The sequence below is a fragment of the Paraburkholderia sediminicola genome (genome assembly GCF_046027355.1).
GTDB classification, from domain to species: Bacteria; Pseudomonadota; Gammaproteobacteria; order Burkholderiales; family Burkholderiaceae; genus Paraburkholderia; species Paraburkholderia sediminicola_B.
Window position 1 is genome coordinate 1 of the sequence record NZ_JAQQEK010000011.1, and the last position, 16,264, is coordinate 16,264.

The window sequence follows — 16,264 nt, forward strand, 5'->3', positions numbered from 1 at the left end:
TGTCGCCGCGTCAATATCAGGCCGCGCAACGCGGCGCCGCGTTGCGGGACGCGCTCCAGAGCGGCTCGGACGTCACCCGCGCCACGCTCGACGCCGGCTTCGGCTCGCCGTCGCGGATGTACGACAGCGCCTCGGCCGAACTGGGCATGGCGCCGTCCGCGTATCGCCGCAAGGGCGCTGGGCTCACCGTGCGCTATGCCAGCGCACCGACGTCGCTCGGCTTCGTGCTGGTCGCGGCGACGGAGAAGGGCATTTGCAAGATCGGTTTCGGCGATAACAAAGCCATCCTCGCCGACGACCTGCGCGGCGAATTCGCCAACGCCGACCTGTTGGAAGATACCGAACACCTGGCGCCGTTCATCGCGCAGATCGACGCCTATTTGCGCGGCACCCGCCAGGACTTCGATCTACCGCTGGATATCGCCGCGACCGCATTCCGGCAGCGCGTGTGGGACGCGTTGCGGCGCATCCCGTACGGTGAGACGCGCAGCTATTCGCAGATCGCCGAAACGGTCGGCGCGCCTCGCGCCGTGCGCGCGGTAGCCAGCGCGTGCGCGACGAACCCGGTGGCTTTGGCGATTCCTTGTCATCGCGTGGTAGCCAAGGGCGGAGCGTTGGCGGGATATCGCTGGGGTTTGCCACGCAAGGCCGCGCTGCTGGACAACGAGGCGCAGCACGCCGGCGACTTCTCGCGCGGCCAAGCCGAGCGCAACCAGCGCGCCCATGCAGACTCTGAGATCGACACCGAAACCACCACCAAACTGGACCACGCCGCGTGAGTACGCTTGACGAAGTCGCTACCCTTGAATTGCCGTTCAAACCACCCTTCGACTGGCCGCGCCTGCTGCGTTTCTTCGGCGGACGCGCGACGCCCGGCGTCGAAGCGGTGGAAGACGGCGCGTATCGTCGCGCGATCGCTTGGGCCGGCGACAGCGGCACGCTGAGCGTGCGTCTGCATCCGCGCAAGCGCTGCCTTGTCGCCAGCATCGAAGGGCCCGTGAGCATCCACGCCGACGCGCTCGCCGCGCCGATTGCGAAGATGTTCGACCTGCACGCCGATCCGAAAAAGATCGGCGCCGAACTCGCTGCGGACCCGTGGCTTGCGCCGCTGGTCGAAGCCGTGCCCGGCTTGCGCGTGCCGGGCGCGTGGTCGGGCTTCGAACTCGTGGTGCGCGCGATCGTCGGCCAGCAGGTCAGCGTGAAGGCGGCGACCACCATCATCGGAAGACTGGTGCAGCGCGCCGGCGAGCGCATCGAGGGACATCCGCATGAGAACACCGCCTGGCGCTTTCCGACGCCCGCCGCGCTGGCCGCCGTGGATCTCGCCCAAATCGGCATGCCGGGTAAACGTGTAGCGGCGTTGCAGGGCTTCGCGCACGCGGTCGCCACCGGCGACGTACCGCTCGACAGCAACACGGCCGACGCCGACAGTCTGCGCGCCGCGCTGCTCGCGCTGCCCGGCATCGGTCCGTGGACCGTCGAGTATGTCGCCATGCGCGCGTGGCGCGACGCCGACGCGTGGCCCGCATGGGACCTCGTGCTGATGCAGTCGATCTGCGCGCGCGATCCGTCGCTCGTGCGGCCCACGCAGCAACGCACCCGCACCGACACATGGCGGCCGTGGCGCGCGTACGCAGCGATGCATCTGTGGAATGAAGTAGCGGACCGCGCTGGCGCCGCGCGTGGCGGTTGACGCGGTGCATCGCTCCTGGCGGTCGACGCGGTGCATCGCCGATGGCGGCCGAAGCATCGCGCGGTTTCGGGAGAAGAAATGCGGATCGCGCGCGAGGCGCGTGGCGGATAGGGCGATATGGCGCAGACCCGACGGACTGGCGCAAAAAGCAGCGCAATTGGCCCAGAAGAGAAGCGGCCCGGAGTGCTCCGATGACCCGCCGAAGCGGCCTCAAGCAGCCGTTCTGGCGAGATGTTAAAGTGCCCGCTACTGAAAATTCCGCCGAACGTTGTCAACCGCAGTGCTGCGGCACATGGCGGCCGACAACGCCAGACTCGCATCAATGCCAAACACGACACCTTCCCGCACGACCGACGCGTTCTCGCACCGCCTGTCCGTGCTGACCTCAGGCCCGCAGCGCGACGCGCTGATACGCGGCCTGCGCGGCATCGAAAAGGAAAGCCTGCGCGTGACGCACGAGGGCAAGCTCGCCTTGACGCCGCATTCGCGCGCGCTCGGTTCGGCGCTCACGCATCCGTCGCTCACCACGGATTATTCCGAAGCGCTGCTCGAACTGATCACGCCGGCTGAGCACGACGTCGCGGTGACGCTCGAGAAGCTCGACACGCTGCACCGCTTTGTCTACGCGGAACTCGGCGATGAGATCCTATGGAACAACTCCATGCCGGGTCTGCTGCCCGATACCGACGACGGCATTCCGATCGCAAACTATGGCAGCTCGAACATTGGCAAACTGAAGTACGTGTACCGCATCGGCCTCGCGCTTCGGTACGGCCGCACGATGCAGTGCATTGCGGGCATCCACTACAACTATTCGCTGAACGAAGAAGTGTGGCGGCTGCTGCATGCGGACCAGCAATCCACTGCGAATGCCGTCGACTTCCAGTCCGATCGCTATCTCGCGCTGATCCGCAATTTCCGCCGCACCAACTGGCTGCTCATGTATCTGTTCGGCGCATCGCCGGCACTCGATCGTCGTTTCCTCCGCGATCGCAAACACACGCTCGACACGTTCGACGCCGACACGCTCTATCGTCCGTACGCGACCAGTCTGCGCATGAGCGACCTCGGCTATTCGAACACCACGGCGCAAGCCGCGCTGCACGCCGACTACGACACGCTGCCGGGCTACCTCGACGCGCTTGCGAAAGCTGTCAGCCAGCCGTATCCGGCATACGAGGCAATCGGCACGCAGCGCGACGGCGAGTGGGTGCAGATCAACACGAACGTGCTGCAGATCGAAAACGAGTTCTACTCGACGATTCGTCCGAAGCGCGTCACGTATCCCGGCGAGCGTCCGCTTCACGCGCTGGCCGCGCGCGGCGTGCAATACGTGGAAGTGCGCTGCATGGACATCGATCCGTTCGAGCCAAGCGGTATTTCTCTCGAGACGTCGCGCTTTCTCGACGCCTATCTGCTGGTCTGCGCGCTCGACGACAGCGCGCTGTTGCCGCCGGACGCTTATGCCGAAGCCAACCAGAACTTCGGCCGCGTAACGATGGAAGGGCGCAAGCCAGGCCTCGAACTGACACGCGACGGCCGTCCGGTTGCGATGACGGACTGGGCGAACGAACTGCTCATCAAGATCGACGCGGCCGCGGCCACGCTCGACACCTTGCATGGCGGCGACGCGCATGCGCGCGCCGTCGAGGTTCAGCGCGCGAAGCTGGCGGATGCATCGCTGACGCCGTCAGCGCGCGTGCTACAGACCATGCGCGAGAAGCAGCAGAGCTTCCTCGCCTTCGGCCTCGAACAAAGCGAAGCGCACGCGGCGTATTTCCGCGCGCGTCCGCTGGATGCGGAGCAGACCAAGGCATTCACCGATCTCGCCGCGAAATCGCTCGCCGAGCAGGCCAAGCTCGAACAGGAAGAAGTCGGTTCGTTCGACGCGTTCGTCGCTGCGTATCGGGCGTACACGCTAAACCGGTTCAGCGTCTGAATCACGCTTGCCGGTAAGGGACGAAAGAGCGGCCAACATGGCCGCTCTTTTTATTCCGCCCCGGTAACGTCTACGCAATGCGCGTCGCGTTTCAAACGCCATCGGCAAATTCTCCGCGCGTTCTGACGATTCTCTGATCCAGATGAAACACCGTACCGACGCCGCGGTCCAAACTTACATGACGCGCACCACAGAGGGAGGATTCAACGTGATGAAAAAAAGTCTGTTGGCCATGCTGTGCGTAGCGGCGGCAGGTTGTTCGACGCAAGGGCAGGTCGATCCGGACGTCATGCAGATCGCGACAACGCCGTTGACGTGTTCAAGTAAAGCGGAATGCGATGTCTGGTGGCAACGGGCGCAAGCGTGGGTGACGAGCCATTCGACGTACAAGATCGATGCCTCGACCGACACGTTGATCCAGACAGCCGGCCCGGATGGCGGCAAGCGCGCGTTGGCGTATCAGATCACGCGCGCCGCCAACCCGGACGGCACGGCAACGATCGGCTTCGCCGCACATTGCGACGGCTCGATGGGCTGCAAGCCGAACCCATGGGAAGCCGGCGCCGACTTCAAGCAATACGTGCGAGGCACTGCGGGCGGCGCGCCGCAGATTGGCGCTAAACCCCCGCAAGCCGCGCCGACGACGCCGCATCCGGATGCCATGCAGGGTCAATCGATCCCGGCGACGAATGGCGAAGCCGTCACGCAATAAAGGCTGAAGACGCGCGCGAAAAGTCGAAGGAAAAATATCGTTTCGGCGCGCGTCCGCTTAAAGGTATCGTCAGACTTCAATGTCCCATTGAAGGGCCCACGCCCTTGCGTGGCTTGGTGATCCAGACCAGCACCGCGAGCACGAGAAACGCCGCGCAGGAAATGCGGAAGAAATCGTTGGTGGCCATCATGTAAGCCTGCGCCGTCACCACCTGATTCAACTGCGCGGTGATGCCGTCGCCAGAGAGCCCGATACCGGCCAGCGCATTCGTATAAACATTGGTGTTCGCGGCGTAGACGTTGACCGAGTCGGTCAGCATCGCGTGATGGTAGATCGTGTCGTTTTCCCAGTACGTCGTACTGATCGCCGTGCCGATCGCGCCTGACAAGGTCCGAAAGAAATTGGACAGTCCGGAAGCGCTCGCCAGCCGCTCGTCCGGCACGCTGGAGAGCGTAATGGTGGTCATCGGCACGAAGAAGCAGGCGACGCCGATGCCTTGCACGAGCCGCGGCCAGATCACGTGATTGAAGGGCACGTCGAGCGTGAAGGTGGAGTTCCAGAACGAGACGAACGCGAACACGATGAACGCAAAACTCGCCACCACGCGCAGGTTCAGCCGGTGCATGTTCTTGCCGATCAACGGCGACAAAAACAGGGCGAGCAAACCGACCGGCGCGGTCGCCAGACCAGCCAGCCCGGCGGTGTAACCCATCACGGTTTGCAGCCAGAGCGGGAAGATCACCACCGAGCCGAAGAAGGCCATGAAACCGAACGAGACGATCACCACGCCGAGCGCGAAGTTGCGATCCTTGAACAGCGAGAGATCGACCACTGGCTCTTTCTCGGTCATCTCCCACACCAGCATGAAGGCGAGCGACACCACCGCGATCACCGCCAGCGTCACGATAAACGTCGAGTTGAACCAGTCGCGATCCTTGCCGAGGTCGAGCACCATCTGCAAGCACGACACGCCAATCACGAGCAGCGCGAGGCCGACCGCGTCGATGCGCTGTTTCGTGGTCTTCGTCTCGCGGCCGCGCAGCAGAAGGAACGCACACACCGCCGAGAACAGACCGATCGGCACGTTGATGTAGAAGATCCACGGCCACGTGTAGTTGTCGGTGATGTAGCCGCCCATCACGGGCCCGAAGATGGGCGCGCAAATCACCGTCATCGCCCAGAGACCCAGCGCGAGTCCGCGCTTTTCCGGCGGATACGAGCGCATCAGAATGGTCTGCGAGAGCGGGACCATCGGCCCGGAAACGAGGCCCTGCACCAGCCGGAACGCGATCAGCGATTCGAAATTGTGCGCGAAGCCGCACAGCGCCGAGGCGATCGTGAAAAGCAGCACGGACAGCGTAAACAGCTTCACTTCGCCGACGCGCCGCGCGAGCCAGCCTGTCAGCGGCACCGCGATCGCCGAAGCGACCGAATACGACGAGATCACCCAGGTGCCCTGGCTGGTCGCCACACCGAGGCTGCCGGAAATGGTCGGCACGGCGACGTTCGCAATCGACGTGTCGAGCACTTCCATGAACGTGCCGAGTGCGAGCCCGACCGTGAGCAGGGCCAAGACGCCGCCTTTGAGCGGGGCGGGTTCGGCGGCGGGTAGGGCAGCGGCGGAAGCCGTGGCATCCATTTTTCTTCTCCTCAGCCTGGAAAGCTTGTCGCGACAGCTTTATCGCCCGGTCCAAATGGCGTGCTTACATGCCGGATCACTCTCTGCCCAGACAGATATATTCAAACAATGACGCTCTTGAAAAGCGCGTCTTCGTTAGTCCTCGCCGTGTTCCCGCGGCGACGCTTCGGGTGATTCGTCCAGCGATTCCTGTTGCGGCCCCAATCCGCATCCCGCGCTTGCTCCCGCATCGATGCCGTTCGCGATGAAACGGCCGAGCAGGTCGATCAACGTGGCGTGGTCGGCGGCCGAAAACCCGCGCAACTGCTCGTTCAGCACCGCCGCGCCAAGGCCGGGCAGTTGCCGCGCGGCGTCGTGACCTTGCGGCGTCAACTCCAGCTGCACCATCCGGCGATCGGTCGCGCTGCGTGAACGCACGATAAAGCCTTTCTTTTCAAGGCGATCGAGCAGGCGCGTCATCGATCCGCTGTCATACGACATGACGCGCGACAACTCGAACGGCGTGCTCGCGCGCCGCGAGGACAACATCAGGATCACGCCGATCTGCTGCGTGGTCAGTCCCAATGGTTTGACCGCACGGTCCGTCCGCTCGACCAGCACATTTCGAGCTTTCGTCAGGTAGTAGCCAAGACTCGATTCAAGGTGAATCTCGTCCGCCTTGTAGGGGCCGTCAGTCATCGTGTATCCGGGAACGTCTCAAGCAGAACGGATTTTAGCTGCCTAAGCAGACAAGTCAAACTTGATTTCGCGTAGTGCGAACGGCAGAAAAACAACACGGCCGACGCCCGCGGGAGGAAGTATCTTGAAATTTAATTGCATAGTCAATATTATTATAGGCAACGAGTTACGCGCGACCCGCGCCACCCGAGACCATGTTCTGACCGATTGTCTGCACGCCGCGAGCGCGACGTGCGAAAAGGATTTCCCCGATGCTGTACCTCAAAAACACGCTTGGCGGCCTGAGCCGCTCCCTGACCGATTCCGCACTCAGCACCTTTCAAGGGCCGCACCGCTGGTGGAAACTCGCGTTGTTCGCCGTGCTGTTCGTGCTGCCTGGCGGATCGGTCGGCGTGGCGGTGCTGGCGTGGTTCGAGCATCGGCGGGGACAAAACGGCGTCAAGTCGGCGAAGGTGGAATTGGTCGCGGCGTCGGTGCCTACGGTGAACGGCGCTGTTGTTCCTGGCGGCGCGGAAAAGCACGTAGGCCCCGCTGGCGCCTGCCAGGCGCGCGGCGATGCGCCGTGCCGGGCCGCCGCCGGCAAGCTGGCCCGCCAGGCCAAGTCGACGGAATCACGGGTTTAACGGCCAGGCCGGTAACAGCGCGTAACCTTCGCGACACCCTCAGTAACACACCTGCCTCCTTCCTCGCATTACCCTTTCAGTTTCCCGCGCCCAGCGGGCTCATACGCTAACATTCCGGCAGACCAAGATCTCGCCCGGCCGGCGGTGCCGCCATCGGCCGCGCCGCGGCGTCCAGAAGGAATTCATTGCATGCAGTCTGATCGAATCTCGCGCGCGCGGATGCTTGCGCCTCGCGCCCGGACTATTGCTGTAGCCGCGGCTCTCGCCAGTCTGCTCGCGGCCTGCGCAGTCGGCCCCGACTACAAACGGCCGGCCGCCGAGATCCCGGCGTCGTACAAGGAAGCCGCGCCCGGCTGGAAAGTCGCTCAACCGGCCGATCAGCAGGATCGCGGCAACTGGTGGACCATCTACGAGGATCCGCAGCTCAACGCGCTCGAGGAACGGCTGAACACCGCGAACCAGACCGTCGCCCAATTCGCCGCCGCCTACCGGCAGGCGCGCGCGCTGGTCGGCGAGGCGCGTGCGGCGTATTTCCCGACCATTGGCGCGTCGGCCGGCGCGACGCGTTCCGGCAACGGGACGTCGTCGGGCGGCAACTCGACCACCGCGACGAGCCGCTCCGGTATCAGCAATAGTTTCAACGTGCAGCTCGACGCAAGCTGGGAGCCGGATCTGTGGGGCTCGGTCACGCGCTCGGTCAACGCGCAGAAAGCCGGCCAGCAAAGCGCCGCCGCGGATCTCGCCAACGCGCGGTTGTCGGCTCAGGCTACGCTCGCGCAAACCTACTTCGCGCTGCGTGCGCTCGATTCGACCCAGAAACTGCTCGACGACACCGTCGCGGCCTATCAGCGCTCGCTGCAACTCACGCAAAACCAGTACGCAGCCGGCGTTGCCGCGCGCTCCGACGTGATCCAGGCGCAAACGCAATTGCAATCGGCGCAGGCCTCCGCGATCGACAACGGCGTGCAGCGCGCCCAGGACGAACACGCGATCGCCGTGCTCGTCGGCGAACCGGCCTCGACCTTCTCGATTCCGCCGATGCCACTCAACGCCACGCCGCCCGCCGTACCGGCGCAGATGCCGTCCGCGTTGCTTGAGCGGCGTCCGGACATCGCGTCGGCGGAACGCAAGGCAGCAGCGGCGAACGAACAGATCGGCGTCGCCATCGCCGCGTTCTTCCCGTCGCTGACGCTGTCGGCTTCCGGCGGCTTCGAAAATTCGGTGTTCTCGCAATTGCTGACCGCGCCGTCGCGCTTCTGGACGCTCGGCCCGCAACTCGCCGCGACGCTATTCGACGCCGGTCTGCGCCAGGCCCAGACCGACGCCGCGCGCGCTGCCTACGACGGCAATGTCGCGACCTACCGTCAAACGGTGCTGGCCGCGTTCCAGGACGTCGAGGACAACCTCGCATCGCAGCGCATCCTCGAACAGGAAATCGTCGTGCAGCAGCAAGCGGTGGATTCGGCGCTTCAGGCGCTCGCCATCGTCACGAACGAGTACAAGGCGGGCACGGTCGGCTACGTCAACGTGCTGACGGCGCAGACCACCGCTTTCACGGCCCAGCAGAAGCTGGAGAACATCGCCGGGCAGCGGATGGTGTCGTCGGTCGGTCTGGTGAAGGCGCTGGGCGGCGGCTGGGACGCGTCGCAGATGAATCGCGAAACGGGCGACGTGGCGGCGCCGGCGCCATTGCCGGCGCCATCGGCGGCGCCTGTCGCGCAAAGCGGGGCGACGTCAACGTCGACGTCGCAGATGCACACCGAGTAGAAGCGCAGGCCGTCGAGGCCAAGCAAAAGAGGCATGGCCGCATTCCACGGCCATGCCTCTTTTTTATCGCGCCGACGCTCGGCGCCACAACAGATTCAGCAGCCCCGCGAGGTCATCGCGCGCCTACGCCGCAGCGCTGGCCGCCTCATGCAACGACGTCGATGCCCCGGCTAAACCGACCGGCGCGTAGCGCCAGACAGCGCGCCTCAGTGCACGAACGTCAACGCCACCGTGTCCGGTCCGCTCGGCCGCCCTAACAGGTTCAGCAATCCCGCGAGGTTATCGCGGGCCTCCGGCGCGGCGCTGGCCGTCCCATGAAACGACGTCGACGCCGCCGACACCGTGCCGTTGCCGGTCAGCATCAACGGGCCCTTGGTGGTGGTCAGATCGAGCGTGGACGACTCGCCCTGCGCCTGAAACAGCACCCGGTACGAGCCGAGCGGCTTGACCAGCGAAACCCGCGAGCTGACGTCCGTGAGCGTGACGGTCAGTTGCCCGAACGCTTCCCGATTGAAGCTGCGCCAGTCCGACCAGGACAGTTGCACATTGCCTTGCAGATCCAGTGTGTTAAAGGGCGCGCCAAGGCCGCTCAGCAGCGAAGCCGGCACGGCGATCGCGCCTGGCGTGACGGTCGCGGTGCGCGGCGTGGCGTCGACGGTGATCGGCTCCGGCATCGCTTCGCTGTGCCGCATGATCATGCGCACGCGACCCGTAAACAGCGGCCAGAACGCCGTGTGCCATTCGATCCGCCCAGGCAGCAGCGTCGCCGCGCTCATGTCCGAGCCGGCGGCCAGCATCAGCGTGGCCGAGCCGTGCCACAGCGAGCCGGCCGGATTGACGAGATTGACGTGGCCGCCCGTCTGTTTGGCGAACTGCGGCGTGATCCAGGCGGCCGGCAGCATCGTCAGCATCACGATCGCGGCGGACAGCACCGCAATCACCAGCCAGGGCAGCGCGACGCGCAAGCGCCGCATCCAGTAATTCATGCGAGATCCTGTGACGGCGCGGTCGCGGTTATTGTCATTTCGCGGTGGACGGCTGCAACGACGCCGTCAGGTCCACCTGACCGTCTTCCTTGAGCGCCGTGGCGTGCGCCTCCGAGACTTGCACCTTGAACTGCTTGCGCACGTCGTCGACCCAGGCGGTCCACGCCGGGAACGACGCATTCTTCAGCTGGATCTGGACCGCGTTGCCGATCACCTGAACCTGCGTCGCCGCGAGGCCGTGATCGCTGAGCGAAGCGGTGAGGGCGTCCTTCAGCGCGGCGCCGGTCGGCGCGACGCCTTGAGCCGCCGCCGACAACTGGCGGGCTTCGTTCGCTTGCGCGGTCATCTGCGCCAACTGACGCTGCATGGCGGGCAGCGATTCACGCAGATGCGAGCGGCCTTCCTGCGCCGGCGCCCACAGCACCGACCACGCGATCACCACGGCGAGAACGCCGCCGCCCCAGGTCAGGAGGGCTTTTTCACGCTCGGTGCGCTGCTCCCAGAATCCGGCCCATGTTTGAGCGAGTTCAGCTTTCATTGTCCGTTCCTGATGGTCCACTTGCCGGTATTGCTGTCGATCGCGCCGCTCAGGCCGTTGCGGGCGAGGCGCTTCGCGAAATCGGGATCGAGCTTGACCTCCGGCTTGAAGTTCACGTCGAGCCGCCGGTCGTGATAGTCGAGCGCGGCGATGCCGTTGACCGGCACCGGCGCCAGCGAGCGCGCGAGGCCGTCGGCGAGCGGCAGGAAATCATCCGGCGACAACTCGCCCGCCGCGACACGCAACTGCTGCAACTGGCGCGCCATCTGATCGGGCGCATCGAGCACGACGGTCGTTTTGGGGAAGGTATTAAGCAGCAGTTCCGTCATCTGCGTGTTGATTGCATCGCGTTGGCGCGCGAGCATCAGCCACTGCACGTTCGCGCCGATGATCGCAATCAGCAGCGCGCCGACCGCGAGCAAAACCGGCAGACGCAGACGCCGCAGCGTCGCGCGGTCGAGCCGCCACGGCTGCGACGCGAACTCGAACTGACACAGGTCGAAGCGGCACTCCAGCGCGCGCCGCGCGAGCTGCTCAAACGGCAGCGGACTGGCGCCGTGAATGTGCGCAGCCAGCCGCGCCGGGCTATTCGGGGCGAGACTCGGCTCGTTGCCGGGCATTTCGGTAAGCATATGCAGCGAGACTTTCGCCGCCCCGGCGAGCGCGCCGAGCGTCGCGTTCACCGCGTTGGCCGGCACTGCCAAGCCTTCGCCTTGCACGCCGCGTGCGATCGCCAGTTCGACGCGCGGCGCGCTTCTGTCGCCCGCGCTGTCCACGACGCCTTCGAGCAGCATGGCGGGCGCGGTCTGCACCACGGCACCGAGCACGGCGGCCACCATCGGCACCGCGGCTGCGACGCCTGGCGCCACCACCGGCGCGACGCCCGGCAACGACGTCGCCACGCCGGCCGCGCCCGCCATGGCCGGCTCGCCGGCGTTCACCATTTCCGCGACTTCGGCGGGCACATCGGCATCGAGCGCGGCCGCCAGCGGCAGGCAGCGCGTGACCGGCACCGCGCGCAAGCTGCGGTGGCCGGCATTGGAGAACGATTCGCAGATAAAACGGAACCAGCCGCGGTCGATGATCGCCAGCAACTGCCGCCCGCCCGCGAGCGGCTTCGGATCGACGGCGATGTGACAGGTCTGCGGGTCCTGGATCAGTTGATCCTCGACGATATTGGGCAACGCCTGACGCAGCCGCGGGCCGCGCAGCGGCGGCAGCGTGGCGGGCATCATCAGCAGGTCGCGCGCGGCGACCATCAGCACCGTGGTGGAGGCGCGCGGCAGCAGCGCGAGCGCCGACCGGCCGGCGCGTTGGGTGCGGCCCGATTTGTCGAGCAGCACGAACGGCAGCTCCGGCAGTTGCCATTCCTGCGATGGCACCGCCGGATCACGCGGCGGCAGTAGAACGATCAGCGTGCTCAAAGGCCACTCTCTCTGGGAAAGGCGTTATTCATAATTGGTCTTCTACTCGCACGATACGCGTAGTGTGAGTCAATGCGTCGCGATAGACGAGGGTCGTGCGGTCCACCTCGGCGCGTTCATGTTGCACGCGGCCGTGGATAAGGAAGTAATTCGAGTTGACGTCGAGTTCGCTCGGATCGATCGAGATCGATTGCACGCCGGCGGCTTGCAGCGCCAGTTGCACGTCGCCGACGTTACGGAAAAACACCGTCTGCCGGCGCGCGACGAAGGCTTGCGCCGTCGACACGCTCATTCCCGGTACGACCGCCGCGATCACTTCGGCGGAAGCCGTGTTCACGTTGACTGCCGAGACGGTCGGCAGCACGGTGACGAAGGGTCGCAAGCGGGCGACCATTTCGGGCGTGTAGCCGGGGATATCGAGGAGTGAGTCGACGCTGGTCATCTGGATCGGCGCGTTCGCGGAGCTGTCGTCGCTGTCTTCGATGCCGGGTTTGTCGGTGAAACTGCCGCCGGTGGCGCCGCCCTGGATCGGCGGCGGGGTCGCGGTTGTGCCGTTCGTGGATGTGATGGTCTGGAAACGGGTTGCCGATTGCGCGAGGCTCGCGCGGACCTGGACTGCTGTGGCTTTTGCCAGCTGGCTGCTTGCGCCGAGCGATACCAGGAGGCGCTGGTAGGCGCCGATCTGGTCCGTGTCTAGTTGCATGACGCCTGGGGCCGGGCTCTCGACCAGGTTTCGCAGGTTGAATTTTGCCTGGGCGTCTTCGATTGAACCCGATAGGAAGGTTTCTGCGCCTTGTTGCGCTCTGACTTCGCCGATCTGGCCCAGGAAATCGGATAGGCGGGTTTTGGCGATGGGGACGCCCCATAGGCCACCTAAGTAGGTGATGCCCGCTGAGGTGTCGCCTTCTGAGCGGAGGATCAGGCGCGTCCAGTCTAGCGCGCCGCGAGATACCCATTGGGCCTGGGACAGGAGGCGCTGGTTTTCTATCCTTCGGATTTGGACTTGCTGGCGCCAGAGCATGCCCGACACTAAGATCGCTGATAGCGCGACTACTAGCAATGCGCTGATGATGGCTACGCCGGTTTGGTTCTTTTGGGTTTGGTTTTTGTTGGCCTTTCCTTGAATTCTTTGTGGTCTATTAGCGTCGCCCCTGTGCGGGGCGGCACCTACTTTCTTTGCCGCGGCAAAGAAAGTAGGCAAAGAAAGCCGCTTCACACCGCTAATGCTAAGCGGGTCCCCCGCACAGCCTCGGTAGTGGACCATCTGGAATCCGTCACCTCGCACATTCGACCCCAGTGACAAGGCCGTCATACCTCCCGCCTCGCACTCCGTGCGCGCCGGAAAGGCAGGGCTCAAGACCGCTGGCGTCGTTTGGGTGTGGCGAGAGCCGTCGGCTTCACCTCGGCGAGGCGCCGATGGGGATGCGGATGCGGATGCGGATGCGGATGCGGATGCGGATGTTGCCGCATCGGCAGAGGTATCCCGAAGAATTTGTGATGTGCAGTCAAACGTCGGCAAGGACAGGTGGTTTTGTTGCATGCCGCTCGGCGCGCGCAGCGCCGCCGGAACGGATGACTGCCTGGTCACTGCGGTTTGCTGCGCGGGGGATCGTTCGTTGATCGCGCCACTACTGTGGCTGCGCGAGGGACCCGCTTGTACGTTAGCGGTGTGAAGCCGCTTTCTTTGCTTACTTTCTTTGCGGCGGCAAAGAAAGTAAGTGCCGCCCCGCACAGGGGCAACGCTAATAGACCACCAAGAATTCAAGGAAAGGCCAAAACCAAAAGCCCCCACCCCACCCCGTCGGAAAGACAAAAAAGAGAACTTCATTTCACTCTCCGACGAGAAAAACGCGAGTAACAGGCCGCGCCAGAGACTTAGCCCCAACACTCACCTGAAGCCCCGTCACAGACCGCGGCAGCGGCGCACTCCCAAGCTGGGGCACCTTAAGATTATTGTCCGCCTCCGTAATCGCGCTCTGCACATCACTCATCTGCGTAGTCCACCCCACCTTCGGCACATAAACCTGCGCAGAAATAGACCCCACACCGCCCATCAACGGCAGGCCACTCCATCCCTCACCTTCACTACCGCGCAGCGCCTGCCGCAACTCGCCCATATTCGCCAACGGCGGCGACGCATAGCGAACGACCCGTCCATCGGACACCCGATACCTCACCACCTGCAACCGCGGCGCCGCGCCCGGCAAATTCATCTGCCGCACGATCTGCAACACGCTGCCCGACACCGACACAGCCGCCTGCCCAGCCTCATCATCCGACGCCGCCTGCCGAGCATCGATCCGCATCTGATCGAACAACTGCGCAAAGACGCGCTCGTCTTCCATCGCGTTCGTGATGGTCTGCCGACCGCGAATGATCTGGTCGAGCCCGCGCCACGACAGCACGGCAATCACCGCCAGAATCGCAATCGCCACCAGCAATTCGATTAGCGTGAAACCACGCGCGCCCCTCGCGCCCAAAGGGCGGCGGCGCTCAGAGCGAACGGTTGTTTTCATTCGCGACCACCGTCACCATCTGAGCCAGATTGCCGGACCCGCCCGGCATCGTCACCATCACTTCCACTCGACGAAACACCGGATTCGGCGTGGCCGTCACATGCTCCGTACAGATCAACTGCAAGTTGCCCTGCGAACAATCGAAACTCGTCGAACCCACGTTCGGCCAGGCGTGCGCCAGATGCAATTGCGCCAACGTGTTATCCGCGCTCCAGCCCGCCAGCAAACGGCGGTGCAGATCGGCCTCGCCGCTCGCGAGACTGCCCACCGCGCGCAACGAAGCGGCCAACGCCACCGCGATGATCGCCAGCGCCACCAGCACTTCGATCATCGTGAAACCGCGCTGCGCGCCGTGGACCGTCCCGCGAGCCGTCATGCTCCTGCAACGACGCATGTCAGTGCACCTCATAGCGGCCATTGCCGGTGCCGACGATCGTCGCGCTCCCGGCTGCCGAAAACAGCGTGATCTGCACGGGCACGTCGATCGCCTCGGTGCCGAATACGATACGGCTGGGCTGCGCATCCGAACCCGGATAGCTGATGCTCACGCCGGTCACGCCGCCTTCCCAGCGACGCGGCCCAAGCAGATCGTCACGCAGCGGACGCCAGCCGTCCTCGGTGCGCTGGTCGAAACGAAAGCCGCCATCGAGCGGTTGCCAGGCGATCGGCCGCGCGCGCACCTGCGCTTCGTCGCCAGCCGATTCGAACAGCAGCGCGAGACGCTGCGCTTCCTCGTTCAGATCGGTGCGCGGATTGCGTGTCATCGTCAACGCGGTCAAGGACACCAGCAAGCCCGCAATCACCAGCACCACCAGCATTTCCAGCAGCGTGAAGCCCGCCGCGCGTTTGCCGCCGCCGCGCGTGCCCGCATCACCCGAGCGACGCACGCCATGCGGGCGCGCGCCGACACACGCCGCGCGCGGCAACGAAGCCGTACAGGGCGTGTCCACACGGGACTTGCAAGGGGACAATCGCATAGTGCCGGCCACGAACGATCAACTCAAAATCAAACGACGATGCATCGACAGAAACGCGCGGGGTTCAATCCCGCCGCGCGCACGAAAATCACAAGCGCCTACTGCCACGAGCCGACGTCGGCGTCATTGCCTTCGCCGCCCGCCTTGCCGTCCGCGCCGTAGCTGAACACGTCGATCTCGCCGTGCACACCCGGATTCAGATACTGGTAAGCGTTGCCCCACGGATCGTTCGGCAGACGCTCGAGGTAGCCGCCGTCCTTCCAGTTGGTCGGCACGGGGTCCGTGCTCGGCTTTTCGGTCAACGAGCGCAGGCCCTGCTCCTGGGTCGGATAGCGGCCATTGTCGAGACGGTAAAGCTTCAGCGCCTGCATGACCGTGCCGATGTCCTGCTTGGCGGCGACACGGCGCGCTTCGTCGGGACGGCTCATGATCTTCGGCACGATCAACGCGGCCAGAATGCCCAGAATCGCGATCACGACCATGATTTCGATCAGCGTGAAACCGCGTTGACGACGGCTGCGCGGACCCGCGATGTCATGACGGCGAGTGGTCGACAGTTGCATAGCTTGCTACCTCTTTTCAGGTGAAATTTTGACTGGGCGGGATTCGCATTTTGGCAATCAGGGTGCCATTGAACACGCCCGGCCGGTCATTTTAATGTCATGCAGTTGAAGGGTCTGAGAAAACGCCGGGTCGCCCCAAGTTTGCTCACCCCCTCGGGGGTCTGGCACGAAGCGCCAGGTTAGGGCGCTTTCAACCCCACGCAATTTTC

General features: G+C 64.7%; 16 protein-coding genes. 6 read left to right on the forward strand and 10 right to left on the reverse strand.

Annotated elements, in window-relative coordinates:
* From PQR42_RS19710 to PQR42_RS19725, 4 genes are all read left to right on the forward strand, one after another.
* Window positions 1-779 (forward strand): methylated-DNA--[protein]-cysteine S-methyltransferase (locus tag PQR42_RS19710; RefSeq protein WP_408493700.1); only part of this gene is annotated, 779 nt, incomplete at its 5' end.
* Complete coding sequence (locus tag PQR42_RS19715; RefSeq protein WP_408383903.1) at window positions 776-1,693, forward strand: DNA-3-methyladenine glycosylase family protein; 918 nt, start codon at window positions 776-778, stop codon at window positions 1,691-1,693. The genes PQR42_RS19710 and PQR42_RS19715, both read left to right, overlap by 4 nt.
* Window positions 1,694-2,015: 322 nt before the next feature.
* Complete coding sequence (gene gshA, locus PQR42_RS19720; protein ID WP_408383905.1) at window positions 2,016-3,632, forward strand: glutamate--cysteine ligase; 1,617 nt, start codon at window positions 2,016-2,018, stop codon at window positions 3,630-3,632.
* Window positions 3,633-3,843: 211 nt separating this feature from the next.
* A complete protein-coding gene (locus tag PQR42_RS19725; RefSeq protein WP_408383907.1) occupies window positions 3,844-4,344 on the forward strand; it encodes a hypothetical protein in 501 nt (166 codons plus the stop codon).
* A gap of 76 nt (window positions 4,345-4,420) precedes the next feature.
* On the opposite strand, the gene PQR42_RS19730 is transcribed toward PQR42_RS19725, so the two are convergent.
* Together PQR42_RS19730 and PQR42_RS19735 are read right to left on the reverse strand one after the other, a co-directional pair.
* Window positions 4,421-5,983, reverse strand: a complete 1,563-nt coding sequence (locus tag PQR42_RS19730; protein WP_408383909.1) for a DHA2 family efflux MFS transporter permease subunit — start codon at window positions 5,981-5,983, stop codon at window positions 4,421-4,423.
* Window positions 5,984-6,118: 135 nt separating this feature from the next.
* Window positions 6,119-6,661, reverse strand: coding sequence for a MarR family winged helix-turn-helix transcriptional regulator (locus tag PQR42_RS19735; RefSeq protein WP_408206974.1), 543 nt, complete (start codon window positions 6,659-6,661; stop codon window positions 6,119-6,121).
* A gap of 251 nt (window positions 6,662-6,912) precedes the next feature.
* On the opposite strand from PQR42_RS19735, the gene PQR42_RS19740 reads away from it, so the two are divergent.
* Window positions 6,913-7,284 carry a hypothetical protein gene (locus PQR42_RS19740; RefSeq protein WP_408383911.1) on the forward strand — a complete coding sequence of 124 codons (372 nt, stop codon included), beginning with the start codon at window positions 6,913-6,915 and terminating at the stop codon, window positions 7,282-7,284.
* Window positions 7,285-7,473: 189 nt separating this feature from the next.
* Complete coding sequence (locus tag PQR42_RS19745; RefSeq protein WP_408383913.1) at window positions 7,474-9,051, forward strand: efflux transporter outer membrane subunit; 1,578 nt, start codon at window positions 7,474-7,476, stop codon at window positions 9,049-9,051.
* 206 nt (window positions 9,052-9,257) lie between these two features.
* On the opposite strand, the gene PQR42_RS19750 is transcribed toward PQR42_RS19745, so the two are convergent.
* The 8 genes from PQR42_RS19750 to gspG all read right to left on the reverse strand — a co-directional run bounded on the left by PQR42_RS19750 (window position 9,258) and on the right by gspG (window position 16,055).
* Window positions 9,258-10,037, reverse strand: a complete 780-nt coding sequence (locus PQR42_RS19750; RefSeq protein ID WP_408206980.1) for a type II secretion system protein N — start codon at window positions 10,035-10,037, stop codon at window positions 9,258-9,260.
* A 34-nt stretch (window positions 10,038-10,071) separates the two neighbouring features.
* Window positions 10,072-10,575, reverse strand: coding sequence for a type II secretion system protein M (locus tag PQR42_RS19755; protein WP_012434848.1), 504 nt, complete (start codon window positions 10,573-10,575; stop codon window positions 10,072-10,074).
* Window positions 10,572-11,999 carry a type II secretion system protein GspL gene (gspL, locus tag PQR42_RS19760; protein WP_408206984.1) on the reverse strand — a complete coding sequence of 476 codons (1,428 nt, stop codon included), beginning with the start codon at window positions 11,997-11,999 and terminating at the stop codon, window positions 10,572-10,574. Before gspL ends, PQR42_RS19755 begins: the two co-directional genes overlap by 4 nt.
* Window positions 12,000-12,027: 28 nt before the next feature.
* Window positions 12,028-13,311 (reverse strand): type II secretion system minor pseudopilin GspK, encoded by a 1,284-nt coding sequence (gene gspK / locus PQR42_RS19765; protein WP_408207289.1) that lies wholly within the window; start codon window positions 13,309-13,311, stop codon window positions 12,028-12,030.
* Between the two features lie 517 nt (window positions 13,312-13,828).
* Window positions 13,829-14,515 carry a PulJ/GspJ family protein gene (locus PQR42_RS19770; protein WP_408206986.1) on the reverse strand — a complete coding sequence of 229 codons (687 nt, stop codon included), beginning with the start codon at window positions 14,513-14,515 and terminating at the stop codon, window positions 13,829-13,831.
* The gene (gene gspI / locus PQR42_RS19775; protein WP_408206988.1) at window positions 14,493-14,909 is read right to left on the reverse strand and encodes a type II secretion system minor pseudopilin GspI; all 417 of its coding nucleotides are present in this window, start codon (window positions 14,907-14,909) and stop codon (window positions 14,493-14,495) included. Before gspI ends, PQR42_RS19770 begins: the two co-directional genes overlap by 23 nt.
* 1 nt (window position 14,910) lies before the next feature.
* Window positions 14,911-15,492, reverse strand: coding sequence for a GspH/FimT family pseudopilin (locus PQR42_RS19780; protein ID WP_408206990.1), 582 nt, complete (start codon window positions 15,490-15,492; stop codon window positions 14,911-14,913).
* A gap of 98 nt (window positions 15,493-15,590) precedes the next feature.
* Window positions 15,591-16,055 carry a type II secretion system major pseudopilin GspG gene (gene gspG, locus PQR42_RS19785; protein WP_408206992.1) on the reverse strand — a complete coding sequence of 155 codons (465 nt, stop codon included), beginning with the start codon at window positions 16,053-16,055 and terminating at the stop codon, window positions 15,591-15,593.
* Window positions 16,056-16,264: the final 209 nt, after the last annotated feature.

Bases quoted from the DNA above. Each gene is read 5' to 3' on its own strand.
- gshA (WP_408383905.1), top strand. From the start codon at position 2,016: ATGCCAAACACGACACCTTCCCGCACGACCGACGCGTTCTCGCACCGC.
- PQR42_RS19725 (WP_408383907.1), top strand. From the start codon at position 3,844: ATGAAAAAAAGTCTGTTGGCCATGCTGTGCGTAGCGGCGGCAGGTTGT.
- PQR42_RS19730 (WP_408383909.1), bottom strand. From the start codon at position 5,983: ATGGATGCCACGGCTTCCGCCGCTGCCCTACCCGCCGCCGAACCCGCC.
- PQR42_RS19735 (WP_408206974.1), bottom strand. From the start codon at position 6,661: ATGACTGACGGCCCCTACAAGGCGGACGAGATTCACCTTGAATCGAGT.
- PQR42_RS19740 (WP_408383911.1), top strand. From the start codon at position 6,913: ATGCTGTACCTCAAAAACACGCTTGGCGGCCTGAGCCGCTCCCTGACC.
- PQR42_RS19745 (WP_408383913.1), top strand. From the start codon at position 7,474: ATGCAGTCTGATCGAATCTCGCGCGCGCGGATGCTTGCGCCTCGCGCC.
- PQR42_RS19750 (WP_408206980.1), bottom strand. From the start codon at position 10,037: ATGAATTACTGGATGCGGCGCTTGCGCGTCGCGCTGCCCTGGCTGGTG.
- PQR42_RS19755 (WP_012434848.1), bottom strand. From the start codon at position 10,575: ATGAAAGCTGAACTCGCTCAAACATGGGCCGGATTCTGGGAGCAGCGC.
- gspK (WP_408207289.1), bottom strand. From the start codon at position 13,311: ATGACGGCCTTGTCACTGGGGTCGAATGTGCGAGGTGACGGATTCCAG.
- PQR42_RS19770 (WP_408206986.1), bottom strand. From the start codon at position 14,515: ATGAAAACAACCGTTCGCTCTGAGCGCCGCCGCCCTTTGGGCGCGAGG.
- gspI (WP_408206988.1), bottom strand. From the start codon at position 14,909: ATGCGTCGTTGCAGGAGCATGACGGCTCGCGGGACGGTCCACGGCGCG.
- PQR42_RS19780 (WP_408206990.1), bottom strand. From the start codon at position 15,492: ATGCGATTGTCCCCTTGCAAGTCCCGTGTGGACACGCCCTGTACGGCT.
- gspG (WP_408206992.1), bottom strand. From the start codon at position 16,055: ATGCAACTGTCGACCACTCGCCGTCATGACATCGCGGGTCCGCGCAGC.